Origin of the sequence: Streptomyces sp. NPDC058665 (assembly GCF_042714995.1) — a bacterium.
Lineage (GTDB): Bacteria > Actinomycetota > Actinomycetes > Streptomycetales > Streptomycetaceae > Streptomyces.
This window is the reverse complement of the sequence record NZ_JBHXRX010000001.1, coordinates 232,797-253,377: the sequence shown is the minus strand read 5'-3', so window position 1 is coordinate 253,377 and position 20,581 is coordinate 232,797. Positions and strand designations below refer to the sequence as shown.

The window sequence follows — 20,581 nt, the reverse complement described above, 5'->3', positions numbered from 1 at the left end:
ATGCCCGCCGGACCACGGCCGACAGGGGCACTGGAGCGAGCGGCACGCGCGGCGCTGGACGGCGTCTTCGACCCCGAGCTGGACGAGCCGATAACCGACCTCGGCTTCGTCCGCTCCGTGGTGGTCTCGGGCCGCCGGGTGACCGTCCACCTGCGGTTGCCGACCTCCTTCTGCTCCCCGAACTTCGCCTACCTCATGGCCTCGGACGCCAAGGACGCCCTGACGGCGCTCCCGGGCGCGGAGGACGTCGTCGTACTGCTCGACGACCACCACGACTCCGAGCTGATCAACCGCGGTCTGGCGGCGGACGCGGGCTACCGGGGCACCTTCGGCACCGAGGCCGAATCCGACCTGGACGAGCTGCGGGAGACCTTCCGCCGCAAGGCGCACACCGCGGCGATGGAGCGGGCGATGACCTCGCTGCTGCGGCAGCGCCCCGGCCTCGGCGAGGAGCGGCTGTACGACGTCGTACTCGGCGACCTGCCCGACGGGCCGGGGACCCGCGCCCTGCTGCGCCGCCGGGCCGCACTCGGGCTGGGCACGGCGCCCGCCGACCCCGTCCTCGTGGACGAGCACGGACGCCGCTTCCCGCCGGGAGAGATCCCGCTGCGCCTGAGGTTCGCCCGCGCGGTCCGGATCTCGGTCGACGGGAACGCGCACTTCTGCCGCGGTCTGCTGCGCACCCGCTATCCCGGCTCCGCGGCCGACCAGACCCCGCGCGAGTGGGATTCCGCACCCGCCGCGTCCTCAGTGAAGGAGCACATCTCATGAAGGCAGTCCAGGTCGTGGGCTACCACCGCAGCCTCGGCATGGCCGACGTACCCGTCCCCGAGATCACCGGTCCCCACGACGTGATCGTCAGGATCGGCGGGGCGGGCGTCTGCCGTACGGACCTCCACATCCTGGAGGGCCAATGGGCGCAGAAGTCGGGGGTGGCGCTGCCCTACACCATCGGGCACGAGAACGCAGGCTGGGTGCACGCCGTCGGCGGCGCCGTCACCAACGTCGCCGAGGGCGACAAGGTCATCGTCCACCCGTTGATCACCTGCGGTCTGTGCCCGGCCTGCCGCCGGGGCGACGACGTCCACTGCGCGCAGAGCCTCTTCCCCGGCATCGACACCGCCGGCGGCTACGCCGAGTACCTGAAGACCTCCGCGCGCAGTGTCGTACGCCTCGACGACTCCCTCGAACCGTCCGACGTCGCCGCCCTCGCCGACGCGGGCCTGACCGCGTACCACGCCGCGGCCAAGGCTGCCCGGCGGCTGCGGCCCGGCGACACCTGCGTCGTCATCGGCGCGGGCGGACTGGGCCACATCGGCGTACAGGTGCTCAAGGCCCTCACGGCGGCCGAGATCGTGGTCGTCGACCGCAACCCCGATGCGGTGAAACTGGCCGAGTCCATCGGTGCCGACCGTGGCGTACTCGCCGACGGCGGGCACGTCGACCGGGTGCTTGAGCTCACCGGCGGCCAGGGTGCCGAGACGGTCGTCGACTTCGTCGGCGAGGGCGGCGCGACCGGGGAAGGCGTACGGATGCTGCGCCGAGCGGGTGACTACCATATCGTCGGTTATGGGGAGAACATCGATATACCGACGATCGACATCATCTCCACCGAGATCAATTTCATCGGCAACCTCGTCGGCTCCTACACCGACCTGTGCGAGCTCATGGTGCTCGCGGCGCGCGGCCGGGTCCGCCTGCACACCACCAAGTATCCGCTCGACCGCTTCCAGGACGCCCTGGACGATCTCGGCGCCGGCCGGGTCCGCGGTCGCGCGATCCTCGTCCCGTGACCGCGCCCGGAGCCCGTTTCGGCCCCGGAGGCCGGGCCGGAACACGCTGCTCCAGGCCCGCCGGACCTCTCCCCGACCCCGATATCTCGACCCGTTCCATACGCGGCGTCACTTCGGAGCCGCACCCGCACAAGGAGGAATCATGACGCGCGCACTTCGTACCGTCATCAGCCCCGGCCGCTATGTCCAGGGCAAGGGAGCGATACACAGGCTCGGCGAGTACCTGAAGCCCATCGGCTCGACCCCGCTGATCGTCGCCGACGATCTGGTGTGGGGCCTGGTGGGCCACGACATCACCGCCTCGCTGAAGGCCGCGGGGCTTCCCCTCGTACGCGAGAAGTTCAACGGCGTCCCCAGCGCGAACGAGGTCGACAGGCTGGCCGACGCGATCAAGGCGACCGGTTCCGACGTGGCGGTGGCGGTGGGCGGCGGCAGCACCATCGACGCGGTGAAGGCGGCCGGCCATGTCGCCGGGATCCGCTGGGCCAACTGCCCGACCGTCGCCTCCACCGACGCGCCGTGCAGCGCGCTGTCGGTGATCTACACGGAGAGCGGGGAGTTCGAGGAGTACCGCTTCTTCCCGCGCAACCCCGACCTCGTCCTGGTCGACTCCCAGGTGGTCGCGAACGCGCCGGTCTCGCTGCTGGTGGCAGGGGTGGGCGACGCCCTCGCCACCTGGCTGGAGGCGCGGGCCACCGCGCGGTCCAACTCGCAGACGATGGCCGGCGGGCTGCCGACCCTCACCGGCACCGCGCTCGCCCAGCTCAGCTGGGACGTGCTCTGGGAGAACGCGCTGCCCGCGATCCAGGCGGTCAAGGACCGACAGGTGACCCCCGCCGTCGAGAAGGTCATCGAGGCCAACACCCTGCTGTCCGGCCTGGGTTTCGAGTCCGGCGGCCTGGCCGCAGCACACGCCATCCACAACGGGCTCACCGCGGTCCCGCAGACCCATGGCCTGGCACACGGGCAGAAGGTCAACCTCGGGTCCCTCGCCCAGCTCGTCCTGGAAGGGGCACCGACCAGCGACATCCGCGAGTTCGTGGAGTTCACCACCCGGGTGGGTCTGCCCACCACGCTCACCGAGGTCGGGCTGGCCGTGGACGACGACACGGAGCTGCGAACGGTCGCGGAGGCGGCGACGGCGGAGGGCGAGACGATCCACTCCATGCCCTTCGAGGTCGGCGCCGATGACGTGGTCAGCGCGCTCAAGTCCATCGAGCGGTTCGCCTCCCAGGTCCGCGAGGACGCGGGACTGCCGGCACCGTCGCGCCATGAAGCCCACTGACCCCGCACCGGCCACCGTGAGAACACCACCCTCGTCCGGCACCGCCCGGCGCACTCGGGAAAGAAGATCCGCATGATCGGCGCCGGACAGGTCTTCCTCAGCGAACTCATGGGTACGGGCATGCTGATTCTGCTGGGATGTGGTGTCGTCGCCAACGTCGCCCTCGCCAGGAGCAAGGGCTTCAACGGCGGCTTCCTGATGATCAACTTCGGCTGGGGCCTCGCGGTCTTCGCCGCCGTGTACGTGGCCTACGAGTCCGGAGCACACCTCAACCCGGCGGTCACCGTCGGACTGCTCGCCGCCGGACAGAGCCTGGGCGGCGCGGCGCACGTACTCGCCTATCTGGGCGGGCAGTTCCTCGGCGCGTTCGTCGGCGCCGTGCTCGCCTGGGCGGCGTACCGCGACCACTTCGACGACCCGGAGTCGGACCCCGGCGCCAAGCTCGCGGTCTTCTCGACCGGTCCGGCGATCGCGCGCCGCGTGTCCAACCTCATGACGGAGTTCATCGCGACCTTCGTGCTGATCTTCGTCGTCGTGGCCTTCGGCAAGACACCCTCGGGGCTGGGACCGCTCGCGGTGGCCCTGCTGGTCGTCGGAATCGGCGCGTCCCTGGGCGGCCCCACGGGCTACGCCATCAACCCGGCCCGCGACCTGTCCCCCCGCATCGCACACGCCCTGCTGCCCATCAGGAACAAGGGCGGAAGCAACTGGAGCTACGCGTGGATCCCGGTGCTCGCCCCCCCTGGCGGGAGGCACGGCAGCCGGCCTCCTCGCCCACGCGGCGGGCTTCGTGTAGGCGTCGTCACGTCTCGGCCGGGGGCCGCCCGCGCGAAGGACACGGGCGGCCCGCCGACGCCGGGAACAGACGCCGCTCCGCTCAAACGGCCCCGAACTGCCCGGCCTTGACGCCCGCCACGAAGGAAGCGAAGGAGTCGGCGGGGAAGTCGAGGACCGGGCCGACCGTGTTCTTGGAGTCACGGACGGGGACGACGCCATGGGTGGCAACGAGGTTGGCGGCGACCTCGACGCAGTCGCCGCCGTTGTTGCTGTACGAGGACGTGAACCAACGGGGGGACTCGGTCGTGGTCGTCACGGGGTGCCCTTTCGCAGCTGATTGATCATGTCTACGGAGGCTGCTTGCGACAGCGCTTCGCCCTGTAGTTGATGGTAGGCCGTCAACATGGGAAGCACGGAGGCACTTTCGCGGTCCAAGTGTCCCTGGGCTTGGGACTCCGCGTAGCAGATCACGGACCGATCGGAGAGCGTCAAAAGGTTCACGGGCAGATCGAAGGTGCGCCGCTCGCCCATTTCGTACGGGGCCATCTGTAGCAGGGTGTTGGGCAGTTCGGCGAACTCGACCAGACGGGCCAACTGGGCAGCCATGATGGCGGTCCCGCCAACGGGCCGGCGGATGCAGCTTTCGTCCATCGTCACGAACACCATGGGTGGCCGGGGCCGCTCCAACGCCGCCTGCCGTTCCATCAGGAACGCGACTCGTTCCTCTGCTTGATCGGGGGTGATCGCCCCCCGCCTGACGGCGCTGTCCGCCAACACCCTTGCGTAGTCAGGTGTCTGCAAGAGGCCGGGCACAATCCCGATGTTGTAGAGCCGGATCTCTACCGCTCGGCCCTCATACCCCACGTACTCCGGGAAGCCTTCCAACAACGATCCCTGTCGGATGTCGCGCCATTCGCGCTCGAACGAGTCCGTGGAATCAACTGTGCCGAAGGCGAGGTCGAGTTCACGGGAGAAGCGAAGGGTCGGCGGTTTGCGACAAGTTTCGACCGCAGAAACATGCTGGCTGGAATATGACAGGTACCCGGCCAAGTCCTCCTGGCTCCACCCGCGATCCTCGCGAAACCGGCGAATGCGGGCACCGTAGGCCGCCCGTGGCGAGCTGTCCGGGTTCAGATCCTTGCGGTTGACCATGCGTCACCCTCCCCTTCCTTCGGTCACGATTAGTTGAAGGAACCCCAACTCTAGGTCACGCTGAGCCGCCTTGGTAGTGAAACGACTACGGAGAGGTGTGGGCGCCATGATGGACAACGCGCAGGAGACCGTCGCGGGCACGGTCGGGGACGACGTGAGAACCGTGCACAGACTCCGGGTCATCGGCGAGCACAAACGCCAGGCCGTGTGCGGGGCAAGCGATCCCGGCGGCGTGACCGACGTGTGGCTGCGCGCCGTCAACTGCCCCGCCTGCCTCACCACCGACTCCCACCGGGAGGCGTGACGATGCCGCCCGCCACCCCCTACGTCGCCGCGCGCAGCACCGATGTGGGCCCGCGCAAGGCCGAGTTGACCGTGGAGTTCACCGCGAAAGGCCCCCGGCTCGCCTACACCCACCCCCGCCCCGGAGACCGCGACCGCCACGGAAACCTCTGGATCCGCATGCAAGAACCCACCGAACCCGGCCGCATCCGCTACGACTCCATGCACCCCGCCCGCCAACGCACCTGCATGGAACAGATGCTCTGCCAGATCTGCGCCCAGCCCGCCGACCGGAACAAACACGGCTGGCTCTTCATCGACTGGCGCCGCCCGGACTCACCCCTCACCTGGCCCGAGAAATCCATCACCGCCATGCCACCCCTATGCACCGAACACGTCCAACTCTCCCTGCACCAGTGCCCCTTCCTCCGCCACACCCAACACGCCGTCCTCCGCGTCCGCAAACCCCACCTCCACGGAGTCTCCGGCACCCTCTACCGCCTCACCGAACATGGCTGGCACACCTCCGAAAACGACGCACTCGTCCCTTACAACAAACCCCAACACCCCGGCATGCTCGCCACCCGCCTCCACCGCCAGCTACGACACGTCACCGCCGTAGACACTCCTTAGTCGCAAGCCGGGCATCCGCGAGCGTCACCGTCGCGTACGACGGCGGGCCGCCGGCGGAAGCCCTACGTAGCCCTGACCAGCGACAGCGATCGCATGGCAGGTCCTACTCGATTGCGGTGCTTGAATGGACCGTCGTTCCTGGTCTGGCAAGGAGTAACGCTGTGCCCCTGGTGTCTGTCGTGATGCCCGTGTACAACTCGGCACCCACCCTCGGCGCAGCCGTCCGATCGGTACTCACGCAGACTCACAGCGACCTGGAGCTCCTGGTCACCGACGACCAGTCCTCCGATGGCTCCATGGACCTGCTCCGCGAGTTCGCCGAGCAGGACGAGCGCGTCCTGCCGGAGTCGGCACCCGAACAGGGAGGTGCGGGCCGGGCCCGCAACCTCGCGATCGAGCGGGCCCGCGGGGACTACATCGCGTTCCTCGACTCCGACGACATGTGGCTTCCGGAGAAGACCGAGAAGCAACTCGCCTTCGCCTCAGAGGCCACTGCGCCGTTGACGTTCACCTCGTACTTCAAGATGGACGCCGACTACGACGGCGAGAGCACCGACTGGATTCCGAACGGGCGGGTAATCCGTGCGCGGGAGCACGTGGACTACCGCGCGATGCTGCGCCGCGACTACATCGGCGCCTTGACGGCCATGTACGACCGCAATGCCCTGGGCACAAAGCTGATGCCCGAGATGCGCAAGCGCCAGGACTACGCCCTCTGGTTGTCGATCATGCGAGACGGCGCTGACGCCCGGGGCCTGGTTGAACCGCTTGCGGTGTACCGGGCTCACCAGGCGGGATCGCTGTCCTCCAACAAGCTGTCGCTCGTGCAATACAACTGGGCTCTGTACCGCGAGCACGAGCATCTGTCGGTCCCACGGGCGACGCGGGCACTGACAGGGGCTGTATGGCAGTCGCTGCGCAACTCGCGCATCTAACGCGCACGGGCCCGTGGAGCCGTGTGCGCAACCGTTTCCGGGGGTGCCCGACCGAGTCCCGCCCCGTGGCCGTGCCGCGTGCTCGGGGGCGGGACTTGGTAGTAGGTCACCCGGTGTGCCGTCGGCCGGCTACGCGGCAGAGCCGTCGCCGGCCCTCGCTCGTAGGAACAACTGGAGAAGCAGCCGCCTGTCGGAGACCGGGACGGTCTCCTGACCGCTGTGGAGCGCCTCCCGACCGTGCAGGAAGCGGCGCTGATTCACGATGAGGTAGTCCCCGGGCTGGAGCATGAAGGAGACCTGCCCCCGGACGAGTTCTCCGGCGAGGCTCCTGCATGCGGATCCAGAGGGCCCACATCGGTGCTGCGGCCGGCGACGTACGGGGTGGCGGACGGCATCGACACGCCTCCCCGTCGGTGGTGGGTGGCGGGGCAGTTCACGGCGCGCAGCCACACGTCGGTCCCACCGGACCCGGCCGCGTCCGCTACGACTCCATGCACCTCGCCCGCCAACGCACCTGCGTGGAACAGATGCAGTGCGGCTGGCACGCCCGAGAACACGACGCACTCACCCCCTACAACCAACCCCAGCACCCCGGCATGCTTGCCGCCCGCCTCCACCGCCAACTACGACACATCACCGTCGTAGAGACCCCTTAGTCGCAAGTCGGGCATCCGCGGGTGCCGCAGGTGCTGCCCGTCGCGGTGGATGTGCAGCTCGAACGTCTCCGGCTCCGGTCTGCCGGCCGCGTCGTAGGCGTCCAGGACACGCTCGACGCGCTCCCACAGCTTCACCGCGCCGGCCTCGCGCACCTGCCACGCGCCGTCGTCCGGGGTGAGGGTGGCGGCGGAGCCGGTGACGACGTCGACCAGGTGCACGACCTCGCCGACGGTGGTCATCTGGGCGTCGGGCACGGCGCATTGAGCGAGGAACCGCAGGTGGAACGCCTCCTGGGTGGCTGCGTTGAGCCGTTCGGGGCCGTGCCGCGCGATGCGGGGCTTCGCGGGGAGTCCCGCGGCCCAGTGGGCGGGATTGCCGAATGCGGGCGCCGCGTGGGTGCGGGCCGGCATGAAGGACACGGTGCCATCCAGCAGATGCCCCTCGGCGGTGCCGTCCGCGGCGACGGTGAGCAGGACGCGGGCGTACCCGTAGAGCCAGCCCGACAAGGTGAGCAGGATCTTCCCGCCCGGCCGGGTCTGCGCGATCAGTGCCGGAGGCACGGCGCGGAAGGAGCAGGCGGCGACGATCCGGTCGAACTTCGCCTCCGGCCAGTAGCCGTACAGTCCGTCGGCCACGGCCAGGGTCGGGGTGTAACCGCACCCGTACAGCGCGCTCGCGGCCGTCTCCAGCCGGTGGGGGTCCACCTCGATGCTCGTGATGCCGCCGGAGCCGAGCCGTTCGCAGGCGAGCGCGGTCGAGTAGCCGGTCCCGGTGCCGATCTCCAGCACCGTGTGCCCCTCGGCGATCTCGGCATCCGCCCACATTCGTACGACCAGGGAGGGCAGCGTGGAAGAGGAGGTCGGTGCGCCGCCGTGGCGTACGGCGGGCCGCGTCCAGTCGGGTTCGTCCCCGTCGAACTGCGTGATGAGCGTGGTGTCAGAGTACGCGGCGGCCAGCCAGCGGCCCTGGTCGAGTGCGGCGGTGACCGGCTCCCACACCGTCAGCCCAGGCCCGTCCCGTTCGCCGACCGGCAGATGGAAGCCAGGCACGAACCGATGCCTGGGCACCGTCTCCACGGCCTGCCGCCAGCCCGGATCGGCGAGGACGCCGTTCTGGGCAAGGTCCTTCGCCATCGCCTCCCGCAGCCGTTGGGCGTCCTTCTCCAGATCGGCGAGCGTGGTCATGGCCTGCCGCCTCCTTCCGTGCTCAGGATGTCGGCGAACGCGGCCGTGATGGCCGGCGCGTCCGGGAGCCAGCCCCACTGGCCGTTCGGATTGCACTCGATCGCGGTCCAGTGTGCCGGGTCGTCCCCGTCCCCGGTCAGGGCGAAGTCGAAGCAGCCGAAGCGCAGGCCGAACGACGCCAGATAGCTGTGCAGGGCGGCCTCGATCCGGGGCGGGACGCCGATCGGGGCATGAACCAACTCGTCCCAGTCGCCCCTGCGCCAGTCCAGGGCGCCGTCCGGTGCCGCGACTTGCTGAGCGAACACCTTTCGGCCGACCACGGTCACCCGCACGTCCGTGGTCTTGGGGATCTCGGCCTGGAAAAGCTGTGCGGTCACCGCGAGTGTGTGGTCGAAGGTCTCCGGACGGATTCGCTGGGCCCAGATCGCCCCGGCGCGCCCGTCCCCGTCAGGAGGCAGGCCACGGAACGTTTTGCAGATGACGTGCTCGTGGTCGGCCGCGAACTTCCGTGCCGCCTCGACGTCGTTGGTGACAAGGGTCGGCGGGATCGCCAGGCCGAGCTCGGCGAACCGCTGGAGCTGTACGGGCTTGAAGTCGGCGCGGGCCACCGCTGACGGGTGGTTGACATACGTCGCACGGCGCAGCTGGTTCAGGACGCCACCGAGCCCGTGTCTCGCCTCGGCCACGGCGAACTCGCGCTGCTGCTGCGGCAGTTGCTCGAACCGGGCGACGTACGGGGTGGGGCGGCGGTAGTACACCGCCGCCACCTCACCCAGCTCCACCTCCCTGGTCGCCGTACGCAGTCGGCCGCCCCAGGCCGAGTCCTCCCCACCGATGCGGAACCCGAAGGTCAGTGCAGGCCCGATGTCGGCGGGATCGACGCGCGCCACAGCCACCTCACGCTCGTTCAGCGCGCCGACGACCCGGTCCGCGGTGATGTCTTCGAGCGCGGTGAGGACCAGGACGGTGTGGGCCATCGGTCAGTCCGACTCGTAGTCGGTGGTGTTGTCGTCCTGCGTCTGCGACACCGGGAGCTTCCCGTCACCGCCCCCGGACATCGACGCGGTACCGGTCGTCTTCGAGGTGCCGTGCTTTCCCATCTCGACGGGCCGGCCGAGGGTGTCGGTGTAGCGGGCGGTCTGCGTGACCGGGTCGAGCGTCACCGTCGCGTACGACGGCAGGCCGGCCGGAAGCCGGTCGGTGACCAGTCGCATCGCCCACGGAGCCTGGAGTGCGCGCATCGCCATGCGTCGCCCCTTCCTCGTCTTGTGCCAGCAGGAGCCGACCGGACGCGTCCGGCGGCAACTCGATTACAGAGCGACAGGCCTCGTCGCGCCATCGTTCGGGCGTCATCCCCCTGTCATCCCCCTCCGCCGGATCGACCGGCGGCAGGGGCATCCGACTGCTTTCATGAGAGACGTGGACGAACTCATCCGGCATCCTCTGGCCTACGCGCGACGGATGCGGGGCTGGTCCCAGTCCGACCTCGCCCAGCAGATGAGAAGAGCCGCCGGCCGCCGCGGGCTGCGGGCCGGCACGTCCCGTCAGCGCGTGTCCCTCTGGGAGAAGCGCGTGGCCCCCGACGAGTTCTCCCAGCTGCTCCTGTCGGACGTCTTCGACATCCCCTACGCACAGGCGACGGCTCTGGGCTGGCCTCACTGGCTGCCCGGCCACGAGACCCCCGCTCCCCTCGGCGCCGGGCTGACCGTCGCCGTTCTGAGAAAGGCCGTACGGATGGCAGCCGACCGCCGCACCTTCCTGGCCCTCGCTCCGGCCGCTCTCGGCTCGCTCGCCCTCCAGTGGGCCACGACAGAACCGGCACCGGCCGGCGGCGTGACCACCGGACGCCCGGTGGACCCCGCGTTCGTCGGCTGGCTGGAGGAATCGGCCCACGGTCTCACCGGCATGTCCACGGCACACCGGCAGCACACAAGTCCCCTTCTGGACGGGCACCTCGAAACCGTCGTCGACCTGCTGGAGCACAGCAGCTACAACCGCGCCCTGGGCAAGCGCCTGCACACCCTGGCCTCCTCACTCGCGGGGACCGTCGCCTGGCACCGGTTCGATCACGAGCACCACGCCGCGGCCACTCGTTACTGGCACGCTGCCGTGCACTCCGCCCATGAGGCCGGAAACACCGACATGGGCGCGGGCGCGCTCTCCGACATCGCCTACCAGAGCATCTGGCTCGGCCGGCCGGCCGCCGCCGTCGACTGCCTCGGCCACGCGCTCTCGCGCACCACGAACCCCACGGCCCGCTCCCTGCTGTCGCTGCGCAAAGCCCGAGCGCACGCGATGCTCGGCGAAGCCCGGGAGTGCTACCGCGAACTCGCCACGGCCGAGCGGCTACTGGGCTCGACCACCGAGGAAGTCCCCAGGTGGTGCGCCTGGATGAGCCCCGCCGACCTGGCGGTGGACACCGGCAGATGCCTGATCGATCTTGGCAAGCCGCGCCGTGCGCGTGATCAGATCACCCAGGGCGTCAGTCTCCTGCCCGGCACGCGAGACAAGACAAAAGCGGTCTTCCTCGCGTACGAAGCGGAAAGCCTGCTGGCCGGTGGCGAGGTCCAACAGGCTGCCGAGCTGGCTCGCCGTTCCCTCGGCCTCGCGCGACAGATCGGTGCGTCGCGCTGTGTCCAGCAGATCCGCGACCTGTCCGGCAGATTCTCGGCGTACGGCTCCGAGCAAGGAGTCGGGCTACTCCGTCACGATGTCGCCATGGCGAGGTGAACCGGGGCCCGGGTCACTCCGATCTCTCGCGCAGTGCCTGCTCCACCGCGTCCTGGACGCGGGCGTCCTCGCGGGCCTTGCGGCGGGTCCGGGTGCGGCGGCGGAGGAGGAGCGTGGCGATCGTCGCGGCGGTCAGGAGGACGATCAGCAGCAGCAGTGCCCAGGGGACGGCCCAGCCGTGGGCCGTGGACCCGGTCGGCTTGAGCGACGTGGTGGTGCCCGACGCGTCCGTGAGCAGGGGAGTGAGCGTCGCTGTCGCGGACAGGGTGAACCCGGGGGTCACTCCGTGGACGGGGACCTTCACCTTCCAGCTCTCGCCCGGCAGCAGTTCCGGTGGTGCCGCGATGTCGCCCGCCTTTGTGCGCAGCCGGCCGAACGGGCCCGAGAGCGAGACCGATTGGCGGGCCGAGAGCAGGGCGTTGCCCGTGTTGTGGATCGTGTACGTGACCGTGGCGTCGCCCTTGGCGAACGGGTTGAGCGAGCCCGCGTAGTCCACGTCCAGGTTCTCGATCGAGAGCTTCGGCTTGAGCTCGCCGCTGACCCGGAGCTTGACCCGGATGCCCAGGCGCCGGTCGACGTTGATGCCCTCGGCGTCGTCGGCCTGCTTCAGGGAGGTGAGGACGCCGCCCACGTAGTCGCCGGGCGTGGCGTTGGCCGGGACGCGCACCGTGAAGGGGACTTCGGCGGACTTGCCGGGCTTGATCACGACGCTGTCGCGGGCGGCGTGTGCCCAGGCGCCGACGCCGACGGACTTCTTGTCGCCGGTGAGCAGGTCGAGTTGGCCGGTGCCGGTGGTGAAGCCGTCGGCGGCGTACACGGTGAGTTCGAGCGGGGACTCGCTGCGGTTGGCGACGACCATGGCGTCCTTGATCTCGCCGCCGGGGTTGACGGTGTAGCTGTAGCTGGAGCGGTCGTCGCCGTACCCGTTCGCGGCCGTCCTGACCGTCCAGGTGACGTCGCCGTCGGCGGCGCGGGCGGGCCCGGCGCACAGGCCGGCCGTCGCGAGGGCCAGGAGCGCGATGAGCAGGAGGAGGGGGCCGGGCTTCCGGCGCGTTGCGGGCGTGAGCATGGTGGGTTTCCTCTGGAACGGGAGGCGGGGCAGACCGCCCGAAGGCGCCTGCCCCGCCAGTGGAGCGGGTCGGATCAGCTGCTCAGAGCGGTGATCGTGAGAGTGGCGCGGTAGCCGCCCTTCGCGACGCTGTCCGGGATCTTCAGACCCAGGTCGGCGCCGAGCTTGGCCGTACCCCGTGCGTGGCCCTGGTCGGCGGAGCCGAGGCCGCGCGAGACGGAGAGACCCTCGCCCTGGTCGTCGTAGCGGGAGGCGACCTTGACGCCCGCCTTCGACCCCGCGCCGTTCACGAGCACGCGCGGCGTCCAGCCGAGGTAGGAGCCGGAGAACGTCTTGTCGGCGTCCTTGAAGTCACTCACGTTGGCCGAGATCGACCAGGGGGCGAGCGAACGGCGGCTGTCCGAGACGGCGATCGAGTTGATCCTGCCCGCAGCCTCGAAGTGGGTGCCGCCGGTCTCCTTGGCGGTGCCGAGGTCCACCAGGCCGTTGTAGCCGTCGATGGTCCAGCCGAACTCGCCGGGCGCGACGTTGGGTACGTCGACCTGGAGGTCCTGGCCGTCACCGTGGTACGGGTGCACCGTCACCTTGTCGACGAGGGAGCCGACCGGCTGGCCCTCAGCGGTGTTGTTGCACCAACTGCCCTTCTCGACGGCGGCGTTCGGAGCGGCACAGGTGCCGCTGCGGACGTTCTCGACGACGAGCTTGTCGTTGCGCACCTGGACCTTGACGTAGGTGCGGACGTGCTCCTGGTTCTGGACCGAGTTGTACCAGTAGCTGTCCGGGTTCAGCGGGTCCGGGCCGTTACCGGCGCCGCTCGTGCCGCTGCTGTCCGGCTTGGTGATGTCGTAGTACTTCGAGCCCGAGGCGGAGTTGCCCGTCACGTACAGGACACCGCCGGGACCGGCGTACACGTCGGAGGCACCGGGCTGCTCGGCCGGGTCCGCCTTCTCGCCGTTCTTGATCAGGTAGCTGCGCGAATAGCTGTGGTCGTGTCCCTGGAGCACCAGGTCGACGCCGAGCTTGGAGAACGCGGTCGGGAAGTCCGTACGGCGGACCTTGTTGTCGCCGTCCTTGGCGTGGGAGGCGGGCGAGTAGATCGCGTGGTGGTACGTGAGCACCTTCCACTTGGCCTCGGCGCCGTGCTTGTTGATGATGTCGGTGACGTACGCGAGGTGCGCCGCGTCGCCGCCGCCGCCCTGGGAGGTGGCGTAGCTGTTGCTGTTGAGGTCGATGAACAGCACATCCTTGTAGATGTACCAGTAGTCACCGCCCGAGGTGTTGGACGCCGGGTTGCCGTTGGAGTACAGCGGGGCCGAGCGGTCCGTGTTCGGGGTGGAGAAGTGCTGCTCGTACGCCTTGCCACCGACGTCGTGGTTGCCGATGGTGGCGGCCCAGGGGTACTGGCGCAGCTTGTCGGGGGCCAGGAAGGAGTTCCACTGGGACTCGTTGTTCGCGGTCTCGACCTGGTCACCGCCCGACACCAGGAGTTCGGCGTCCGGGTTGGCCGCGAGCGACACGTCCACGGTGTCCTGCCAGCCGGCCTGGTCCTTGGCGAGGTCGCCGGACGAGCCGATCTGCGGGTCGCCGTAGAACAGGAAGTCGTACTCGCCCTCGAAGTCCTGCGTCTTGAAGGCGTACGCCTTGGACCAGTTGCCCTCGGTGCCGACGCGGTAGGAGTACTGGGTGTGCTCCTTGAGGCCGGTGATCGTGGCGTGGCGGTTATAGCCGCCGCTCGTGGCGATGTTCACCGCGCCGATGGCGTCGAAGGTGGCGGCGCCGGCCGGGAACTCGCCGTCGGCGAGCTCCGCGGTCGGGGCGACCTGGAGCTTCTGCGCTGTGTCGGCGGAGGAGTACCAAGTCACCGTGCGCTGCGACTCGTTGGCGCCGACGCCGAGGATGATGCCGGTGAGCGTCGCGGGCTCGGCCGCACCGGCGGGGGTCGTCATGCCGCCGCCGAGAGCGACGGCCAGGCCCAGGAATGCCGCGGCGGCCCCGGTGGCCACACGGCGTCGCGCGGGCCGGGGGGCCCGCGAGGAAGGTCTGAGTATCATTAGTTTACGTTCCTTTTACCCACATGGGTGGATGTATTGGGCATCCACAACTTCCTCGCCGTTGGTGAACCTTGGACGACCGCGGCTAGCGGGTCAGTTGAACTTCTGGACCTCTCAGGGCCCCCATCACCGTGCGAGTCACCATGCGAGTCACAGCCCGAACAGCCGTTGTGTGAACCACACCAGCCCCATCACGCACACACCCGCGGAGATCACACCGGTCGCCCAGAGGCCCGTCCTCGGCGCCCGGCGCCGCAGCACCGCCAGCAGCGGGAAGACGAGGGCGATGATCGCCAACTGCACAACCTCGATACCGACGTTGAACACCAGGAGCGACCACAGCAGCGTCCACGAGAACGCCTCGTCGATGCCCAGCGCGCCAGCGAAGCCCAGGCCGTGCACGAGGCCGAAGCAGAACACGACGGCGAGCCGGAGCCGGCCCGCGCGGTCAAGACCGAGGCGACCGCCTTCCGCGGCACGAGCCAGGTCGAGTTCGCCGGCGTGATCTCCGCGCCGCCCGATCCGCCAGAGGTACCAGCCGGCCACCACCGCGATCGACAGCGCGATCACGGGCTCCACGACACTCGACGGCACATCGACCAGACCGAGCGCGGCGAGCATGAACGTCACCGAGTGCGCGAGGGTGAAGCTGGTCGCGGCGAGCACGATCTCGCGCAGCCGCCGGGACCCGGCGATCAGCGCCAGCAGGAAGAGGATGTGATCGATCCCGCCCAGCAGATGCTCGGCGCCCAGCCGGAAGAACTCCCAGAACCGCTCGTACCACGCCTGCCCCAGGGAGAACGAGGGATGAGCGGCGTCGAGCGCGGCGCTGCCCGACCGGCCGCCGATCTCGTACGTGACGATCGTCTTGGTGCCGGTGACATAGGTCTCGGCGTCGGGGAACAACTCGCTGCGTATCCCGCGGTCGTCGCCCTCCCCGGGACAGTCCCAGTCCAGCCGCAGTTCGGCGTACGGCACGCCCTCCTGCCGGCCCATCGTGAAGTCGCCGACCCGGGTCGGCGTGCAGGCGCCGCCGCCCGAGGTGACCGAGAAGCGCTTGGTGACATACGAGACGGCCGACTCCGCATGGGTGTTGAGCGCGGCTGCCTGAGCACCGGTGTCACCGTCCTCGAACGCCGCGTTGCCCGTACGGAAGAGGGGGTCGTCCCCCTCGGTGTCGGCGGCGGACACGACGAACAGGTCGTACTCAAGCTTCAGTTCGGTGCGTATATGACCCTCTTCGCCCGACGTGACGTCGGTGTAGACGGTGGAGGTGAATCCGTGGGCCTGCGCCGACGGGCCGAGGCTCAGGAGAGCGATCACCGCGGCGGTGACCCCGACGAGGGCGCGGCGGAGGTGTCTTGACATGTGACTGGCTCCTTCAGGTTGCCAGTGCACGGTGGACGTCATGGATGAACACGGACCGGCCGGTCGGCGAAGACCGGAAAAACAAGCGCGATGACGACACCTGCTGATGAAGGAGTCAGAAGACGGGATAGCAGGATGTAGGCGAACCGTCCGCCATCTCTCTCGGAGGAAGATCGCCTTGCGCCCCCCGCTTCGGGCCGTCGCCGCGCTGGCCGCGACAGCCGCGCTGGTCACCGGATGCAGCTCCGGCGACGACTGGTCCCAACCGCGCCCCGAGCCCACCCCCGTCGGCACTCTCGGCGAGGGATTCACCGGCCCCGCCGCCGCCTCACTCGCCCCCGAGGCGACCGCGACACCCCGGCCCGGGTCCTGGGACGGGGTCCATCCCCCGCAGGACTACCGCGTGGTGCTCCTCACCACGGGTGACGACCGTCCGGCCAAGGCCCTCGTGACGGCGGTCCGGGAGTGGGGCGAGAAGGAGGACGTCGACCTCAGAACGGTCGTCGCGGACAACCCGCACGACCTCATACCGAGCATCACCGAAGCGATGGAGCTGCACCCGGACCTCGTCATCAGCGCGGGCAACGACCTCATCGACCCCCTCGCGACGGTCACCCCCAACCATCTGTCGCAGCAGTTCCTCGTCGTGGGGGCGGAGCTGGCCGAGCCCACCGGCAACGTCACGGCGGTCGACTGGACGGGCGCGTCGTTCCGCGGCGAAGGGCTGGGCGCGTCATCGGCGTACGACCCCGCCTCGTTCACGGCCGAGCGCTGCGCGGCGGCCGTCAGGGCGGGCGTCGCGGCTGTGCTCAACGACCTGACGGGGATCGTGATCTGGCTCGACAAGGTCTAGTACGGCGCCGCGGGGCGTACGCGGTCAGAGTCGGGTGGCCGTACGCACCAGCCCCGCGAGCGCGAGCGAGCGACTGTGCGCCGGCCAGGCGATATGTGTGGTGACGGGCGGCGCGTCGGTCAGGGGTACAGCGGCGTGCTCGGCCCACAGCCAGGCGCGGGCGGAGTCGGGGAAGACGGCCATGGTCCGCCCGAGGGCGATCAGTTGGGCCAGCTGCGTCTGGTCGTGGATCTCCGGTCCTGGACCAGGGGCGTACGTGCCGTGGCGGGGCCAGCGGGCGTGCGGAAGACCGGGAAGGTCGCTGACGTCGGCCATGGTCAGCGTCTCGCGCGCGGCGAGAGGGTGCCCGGCCGGCAGGACGGCGATCTGCCCCTCGGACATCAGTGCCTCGCTGTCGAAACCGGCGAGTGAGTCGAACGGCGCGTGCATGAACGCCGCATCGGCGCGGCCGTCGCGCAGCATCTCCTCCTGCTCGCACATGCCGCTCGGCAGCACCTCGATGGTGGCGGCATCGGGCTCGGCCGCGTAGGCGGCGAGGAGCTTCTGGAGCAGTTCGTGAGAGGCGGCGGCCTTCACAGCCAGCACCAGGCGGTTGCGGGGGCCGCCCGGACCGTCGGCGCCGCCGGCGCGACGGGCGCGGCGAGCGGCGGCGGTGGTCGCGTCGAGCGCCGCGCGGCCCTCGTGCAGCAGGACCTCTCCGGCGCCGGTCAGGGAGACACCGCGGCGGTCGCGCTCCAGCAGGGAGACACCGAGGCGCCGCTCCAGCTGCTGGATCGCCCGGGACAGCGGTGGCTGGGCCATCCCGAGGCGCTCGGCGGCGCGGCCGAAGTGCAGTTCCTCCGCGACGGCCAGGAAGTACCTCAGCTCGCGGGTCTCCAAGGTGTCCATCGCCCCAGCGTAACTCGGTGATACCCGCCGGGTATGACAGAGCACCGTATCGGTGTTGGCCGCACGGCTCCCCCGCGAGCCAGCATCTACGTCATGAGCGAAACGAAGATCGCGCTGGTGACCGGCGCGAACAAGGGAATCGGCTACGAGATCGCGACCGGGCTCGGCGCCCTCGGGTACCGGGTCGGGGTGGGAGCACGCGACGAGGCCCGGCGCGAGGCCGCCGTCGAGAAGCTGCGCGCGGCTGGGGCGGACGCCTTCGGCGTACCGCTGGAGGTGACCGGCGACCGCAGTGTCACCGACGCCGCGGCACTGGTCGAACGGCAGGCCGGGCGGCTGGACGTCCTGGTCAACAACGCCGGCATCTCCGGTCCGATGGGCCCGGGGTGGGAGCAGGACCCGACCACGCTCGACCTCGACGTGGTCCGCACGGTCGTGGAGACCAACGTCATCGGTGTCATCCGGGTGACCAACGCGATGCTGCCGCTGCTCAGGCGCTCGGCGGCGCCGCGCATCGTCAACGTCTCCAGTTCCGTCGGCTCCCTGACCCGGCAGGCGGACCCTGACATCGAGATCGGGCCCGTCATGGCGGCCTACTCACCGACGAAGACGTTCCTCAACGCCGTCACCGTGCACTACGCCCGGCAGTTCGCCGGCACGAACATCCTCATCAACGCCGCCTGTCCTGGCCTGGTCGCGACCGACTTCACCGGCTTCCAGGCGCCCCGTACACCCGAGCAGGGCGCGGCCACGGCGATCCGTCTCGCCACGCTGCCCGACGGCGGCCCGACCGGTTCGTTCTTCGAGGACGCCGGCCTCGTCCCCTGGTGATCCGGTCCCTATGAGGGGGCGCGGGCAGGTCACGCCTCCCGCGACACATCCCGCCACGCCCCCCGCAACGCCGCCCCCACGTCCTCCGCGCTCACCGGTGCCCCCTGCGCCGCCGCCCGCGCCGCCAGGCCGTGGAGGTACGCCCCCACCGACCCCGCGTCCCGCGCCGTGAGGCCCGCCGCCAGCAGCGAGCCCGTCAGCCCCGAGAGCACGTCGCCGCTGCCCGCCGTGGCCAGCCACGGCGTGCCCGTCGGGTTGACGCGGACCGGGTCCGCGGTGGCCGGGGAAGCGACCAGGGTCGTCGAGCCCTTGAGCAGTACGGTCGCGCCGTAGCGCGCCGTCAGTTCCCGCACCGCCGCGAGCCGGCCCGCTTCCACCTCCTCGCGGGGCACTCCCAGCAGCGCCGCCGCCTCACCGGCGTGCGGGGTGAGCAGCGTCGGTGCCGTACGCGCCCGTACGGCACCGGCGTCCAGCCCGCGCAGGCCGTCCGCGTCGATCAGGACCGGTACGTCGGAGGCCACGGCGTCCCGTACGCCCGGCTCGTCGCCGAGGCCGGGCCCGACCACCCACGCCTGGACGCGGCCCGCCTTCGCCGGCGGCCCCGCGTGGACCAGGGTCTCGGGGAAGCGGGCGATCACCGCGTCCCCGGCGGGCCCCACGTACCGCACCGCGCCCGCGCCCCCGTGCAGCGCGCCCGCCACCGCCAGCACCGCCGCCCCCGGATAGCGCGCCGAGCCTGCGACGACACCCACGACCCCCCGCCGGTACTTGTCGCTCTCCCCGGTCGGCACCGGCAACAGCCGTGCCACGTCCGCGTGTTGGAGCGCCTCCAGCTCCGGCACCGACGGCAGCACCGCACCGAGCCCGATGTCCACGAGCCGCACCGCGCCCACGTACTCCCGCGCCGGGTCGATCAGATGGCCCGGCTTGTACGTGCCGAACGTCACCGTCGCGTCCGCCCGCAGCGCCTCCCCCACCACCTCGCCGCTCCCCGCCTCGACCCCGCTCGGCAGGTCGACGGCCACCACCACCGCGCCGGAGCCGCGCGCGGCCCGCGCCACCGGCACCGCGTCCGGCCGCAGCCCGCCGCGCCCGCCGATACCGGTGATGCCGTCCACGACGAGATCGGCGGCGGCCAGTACGTCGAACGGGTCGGACGAACTGTCGAGGACTCGGCCGCCCGAGCCCACCAGCGCCGCGAGCCCCCCGGCGTGCGCCCGTCCGGGGTTCAGCAGCACCGCCGCCACCCCGGCCCCGCGCCGCGCGAGACGGGCCCCCGCGTACAGCGCGTCGCCTCCGTTGTCGCCGCTGCCGACGAGCAGGACGACCCGCGCCCCGTACACCCGGCCCCGCCGCCGCAGCAGATCCACGCAGGCGGCGGCCAGCCCGGCCGCGGCCCGCTGCATGAGTACGCCGTCGGGGAGCCGGTCCATCAGCTCCCGTTCGGCGGTCCGTACGGTCTCCACGCTGTAGGCGATACGCATGGCACCGAGTCTGCCGCACCCGGCACCAGGGCGTGTTTTGAAACCCCCGTCTGGCTCACGACGCCTGGCACGCGCGCTCGCGGTGTTGTCGGAGTCGCTCAAGTACGTCCAGTACGTGAGCGATCCTCCGTCTTGCGAGCGCACGCACCAGACGCCGTGAACCCCGCCCTTGCGGGCGGACGACGCTAGTTTCAAAACACGCCCTGGCCCACCCCTCCGCCGGCGGGAGGTGTCACCCCTCGGCGATCACCACCGCCGACGCGACCCCCGCGTCATGGCTGAGCGACACATGCCAGTTCCGTACGCCCAGTTCCGCCGCGCGCGCCGCCACCGTGCCCCGTACCCGCAGCCGTGGCTGCCCGCTCTCCTCCACGTACACCTCGGCGTCCGTCCAGTGCAGCCCGGCCGGCGCGCCCAGCGCCTTGGCCAGCGCCTCCTTGGCCGCGAAGCGCGCGGCCAGGGAGGCGATCCCGCGCCGTTCCCCGCTGGGCAGCAGCAACTCCCGTTCCGAGAAGAGCCGTTCGGCCATGGCCGGCGTACGCTCCAGCGACGCCGCGAACCGTTCGATCTCCGCCACGTCGATCCCCACCCCGATGATCACTGCGGTCC

Annotated in this window: 22 protein-coding genes; 10 read left to right on the top strand and 12 right to left on the bottom strand. The window is 70.5% G+C overall.

Features of this window, described 5'->3' with window-relative positions:
- From ACFWV8_RS01265 to ACFWV8_RS01250, 4 genes are all read left to right on the top strand, one after another.
- On the top strand, nt 1–771 hold the full coding sequence (locus ACFWV8_RS01265; RefSeq protein ID WP_384196851.1) for an iron-sulfur cluster assembly protein: 771 nt from the start codon (nt 1–3) through the stop codon (nt 769–771).
- Nucleotides 768–1,793, top strand: a complete 1,026-nt coding sequence (locus ACFWV8_RS01260; RefSeq protein WP_384196850.1) for an NAD(P)-dependent alcohol dehydrogenase — start codon at nt 768–770, stop codon at nt 1,791–1,793. Before ACFWV8_RS01265 ends, ACFWV8_RS01260 begins: the two co-directional genes overlap by 4 nt.
- 142 nt (nt 1,794–1,935) lie before the next feature.
- The gene (locus ACFWV8_RS01255; RefSeq protein WP_384196848.1) at nt 1,936–3,078 is read left to right on the top strand and encodes a glycerol dehydrogenase; all 1,143 of its coding nucleotides are present in this window, start codon (nt 1,936–1,938) and stop codon (nt 3,076–3,078) included.
- 72 nt (nt 3,079–3,150) lie between these two features.
- Entirely contained in the window at nt 3,151–3,984 is an 834-nt protein-coding gene (locus ACFWV8_RS01250) for an MIP/aquaporin family protein (protein ID WP_384196846.1), read from the top strand.
- Here the strand turns inward: ACFWV8_RS01250 and ACFWV8_RS01245 are convergent.
- Together ACFWV8_RS01245 and ACFWV8_RS01240 are read right to left on the bottom strand one after the other, a co-directional pair.
- Nucleotides 3,956–4,171, bottom strand: coding sequence for a DUF397 domain-containing protein (locus tag ACFWV8_RS01245; protein WP_384196845.1), 216 nt, complete (start codon nt 4,169–4,171; stop codon nt 3,956–3,958). The genes ACFWV8_RS01250 and ACFWV8_RS01245 overlap by 29 nt on opposite strands.
- Complete coding sequence (locus tag ACFWV8_RS01240) at nt 4,168–5,007, bottom strand: Scr1 family TA system antitoxin-like transcriptional regulator (RefSeq protein WP_384196843.1); 840 nt, start codon at nt 5,005–5,007, stop codon at nt 4,168–4,170. Before ACFWV8_RS01240 ends, ACFWV8_RS01245 begins: the two co-directional genes overlap by 4 nt.
- A gap of 106 nt (nt 5,008–5,113) precedes the next feature.
- Between ACFWV8_RS01240 and ACFWV8_RS01235 the strand changes: the two genes are divergently transcribed.
- From ACFWV8_RS01235 to ACFWV8_RS01225, 3 genes are all read left to right on the top strand, one after another.
- On the top strand, nt 5,114–5,311 hold the full coding sequence (locus tag ACFWV8_RS01235) for a hypothetical protein (RefSeq protein WP_384196841.1): 198 nt from the start codon (nt 5,114–5,116) through the stop codon (nt 5,309–5,311).
- Nucleotides 5,308–5,922: a hypothetical protein gene (locus ACFWV8_RS01230; protein ID WP_384196839.1), complete on the top strand. Its 615-nt coding sequence runs from the start codon at nt 5,308–5,310 to the stop codon at nt 5,920–5,922. Before ACFWV8_RS01235 ends, ACFWV8_RS01230 begins: the two co-directional genes overlap by 4 nt.
- A 161-nt stretch (nt 5,923–6,083) precedes the next feature.
- Nucleotides 6,084–6,857, top strand: coding sequence for a glycosyltransferase family 2 protein (locus ACFWV8_RS01225; RefSeq protein WP_384196838.1), 774 nt, complete (start codon nt 6,084–6,086; stop codon nt 6,855–6,857).
- 129 nt (nt 6,858–6,986) lie between these two features.
- Here ACFWV8_RS01225 and ACFWV8_RS01220 read toward each other — a convergent pair whose 3' ends face one another.
- The 4 genes from ACFWV8_RS01220 to ACFWV8_RS01205 form a co-directional block, all read right to left on the bottom strand.
- Nucleotides 6,987–7,145, bottom strand: a complete 159-nt coding sequence (locus ACFWV8_RS01220; protein ID WP_384196836.1) for a hypothetical protein — start codon at nt 7,143–7,145, stop codon at nt 6,987–6,989.
- 335 nt (nt 7,146–7,480) lie between these two features.
- On the bottom strand, nt 7,481–8,698 hold the full coding sequence (gene tgmC, locus ACFWV8_RS01215) for an ATP-grasp peptide maturase system methyltransferase (protein ID WP_384196834.1): 1,218 nt from the start codon (nt 8,696–8,698) through the stop codon (nt 7,481–7,483).
- Entirely contained in the window at nt 8,695–9,675 is a 981-nt protein-coding gene (gene tgmB, locus ACFWV8_RS01210; RefSeq protein WP_384196833.1) for an ATP-grasp ribosomal peptide maturase, read from the bottom strand. The genes tgmC and tgmB overlap by 4 nt, the downstream gene beginning before the upstream one ends.
- Before the next feature lie 3 nt (nt 9,676–9,678).
- On the bottom strand, nt 9,679–9,912 hold the full coding sequence (locus ACFWV8_RS01205; RefSeq protein WP_384196914.1) for a putative ATP-grasp-modified RiPP: 234 nt from the start codon (nt 9,910–9,912) through the stop codon (nt 9,679–9,681).
- A 205-nt stretch (nt 9,913–10,117) separates the two neighbouring features.
- Between ACFWV8_RS01205 and ACFWV8_RS01200 the strand changes: the two genes are divergently transcribed.
- The gene (locus tag ACFWV8_RS01200; RefSeq protein ID WP_384196831.1) at nt 10,118–11,428 is read left to right on the top strand and encodes an XRE family transcriptional regulator; all 1,311 of its coding nucleotides are present in this window, start codon (nt 10,118–10,120) and stop codon (nt 11,426–11,428) included.
- A 13-nt stretch (nt 11,429–11,441) separates the two neighbouring features.
- Here ACFWV8_RS01200 and ACFWV8_RS01195 read toward each other — a convergent pair whose 3' ends face one another.
- The 3 genes from ACFWV8_RS01195 to ACFWV8_RS01185 all read right to left on the bottom strand — a co-directional run bounded on the left by ACFWV8_RS01195 (nt 11,442) and on the right by ACFWV8_RS01185 (nt 15,916).
- A complete protein-coding gene (locus ACFWV8_RS01195; protein ID WP_384196829.1) occupies nt 11,442–12,497 on the bottom strand; it encodes a WxL protein peptidoglycan domain-containing protein in 1,056 nt (351 codons plus the stop codon).
- Nucleotides 12,498–12,571: 74 nt separating this feature from the next.
- Nucleotides 12,572–14,548, bottom strand: a complete 1,977-nt coding sequence (locus tag ACFWV8_RS01190; RefSeq protein ID WP_384196827.1) for a fibronectin type III domain-containing protein — start codon at nt 14,546–14,548, stop codon at nt 12,572–12,574.
- Nucleotides 14,549–14,698: 150 nt separating this feature from the next.
- Entirely contained in the window at nt 14,699–15,916 is a 1,218-nt protein-coding gene (locus ACFWV8_RS01185) for a HupE/UreJ family protein (RefSeq protein ID WP_384196825.1), read from the bottom strand.
- A 178-nt stretch (nt 15,917–16,094) separates the two neighbouring features.
- Here ACFWV8_RS01185 and ACFWV8_RS01180 point away from each other — a divergent pair, with 178 nt between their 5' ends.
- Entirely contained in the window at nt 16,095–16,769 is a 675-nt protein-coding gene (locus ACFWV8_RS01180; protein ID WP_384196824.1) for a hypothetical protein, read from the top strand.
- A gap of 24 nt (nt 16,770–16,793) precedes the next feature.
- On the opposite strand, the gene ACFWV8_RS01175 is transcribed toward ACFWV8_RS01180, so the two are convergent.
- On the bottom strand, nt 16,794–17,657 hold the full coding sequence (locus tag ACFWV8_RS01175; protein WP_384196822.1) for a LysR family transcriptional regulator: 864 nt from the start codon (nt 17,655–17,657) through the stop codon (nt 16,794–16,796).
- Between the two features lie 93 nt (nt 17,658–17,750).
- On the opposite strand from ACFWV8_RS01175, the gene ACFWV8_RS01170 reads away from it, so the two are divergent.
- Complete coding sequence (locus ACFWV8_RS01170) at nt 17,751–18,488, top strand: SDR family oxidoreductase (RefSeq protein WP_384196821.1); 738 nt, start codon at nt 17,751–17,753, stop codon at nt 18,486–18,488.
- A 29-nt stretch (nt 18,489–18,517) separates the two neighbouring features.
- Here ACFWV8_RS01170 and ACFWV8_RS01165 read toward each other — a convergent pair whose 3' ends face one another.
- Both ACFWV8_RS01165 and ACFWV8_RS01160 read right to left on the bottom strand, forming a co-directional pair.
- On the bottom strand, nt 18,518–19,972 hold the full coding sequence (locus tag ACFWV8_RS01165; RefSeq protein WP_384196819.1) for an NAD(P)H-hydrate dehydratase: 1,455 nt from the start codon (nt 19,970–19,972) through the stop codon (nt 18,518–18,520).
- A gap of 232 nt (nt 19,973–20,204) precedes the next feature.
- Nucleotides 20,205–20,573 (bottom strand): holo-ACP synthase, encoded by a 369-nt coding sequence (locus tag ACFWV8_RS01160; protein ID WP_329383078.1) that lies wholly within the window; start codon nt 20,571–20,573, stop codon nt 20,205–20,207.
- Nucleotides 20,574–20,581 lie beyond the last annotated feature (8 nt).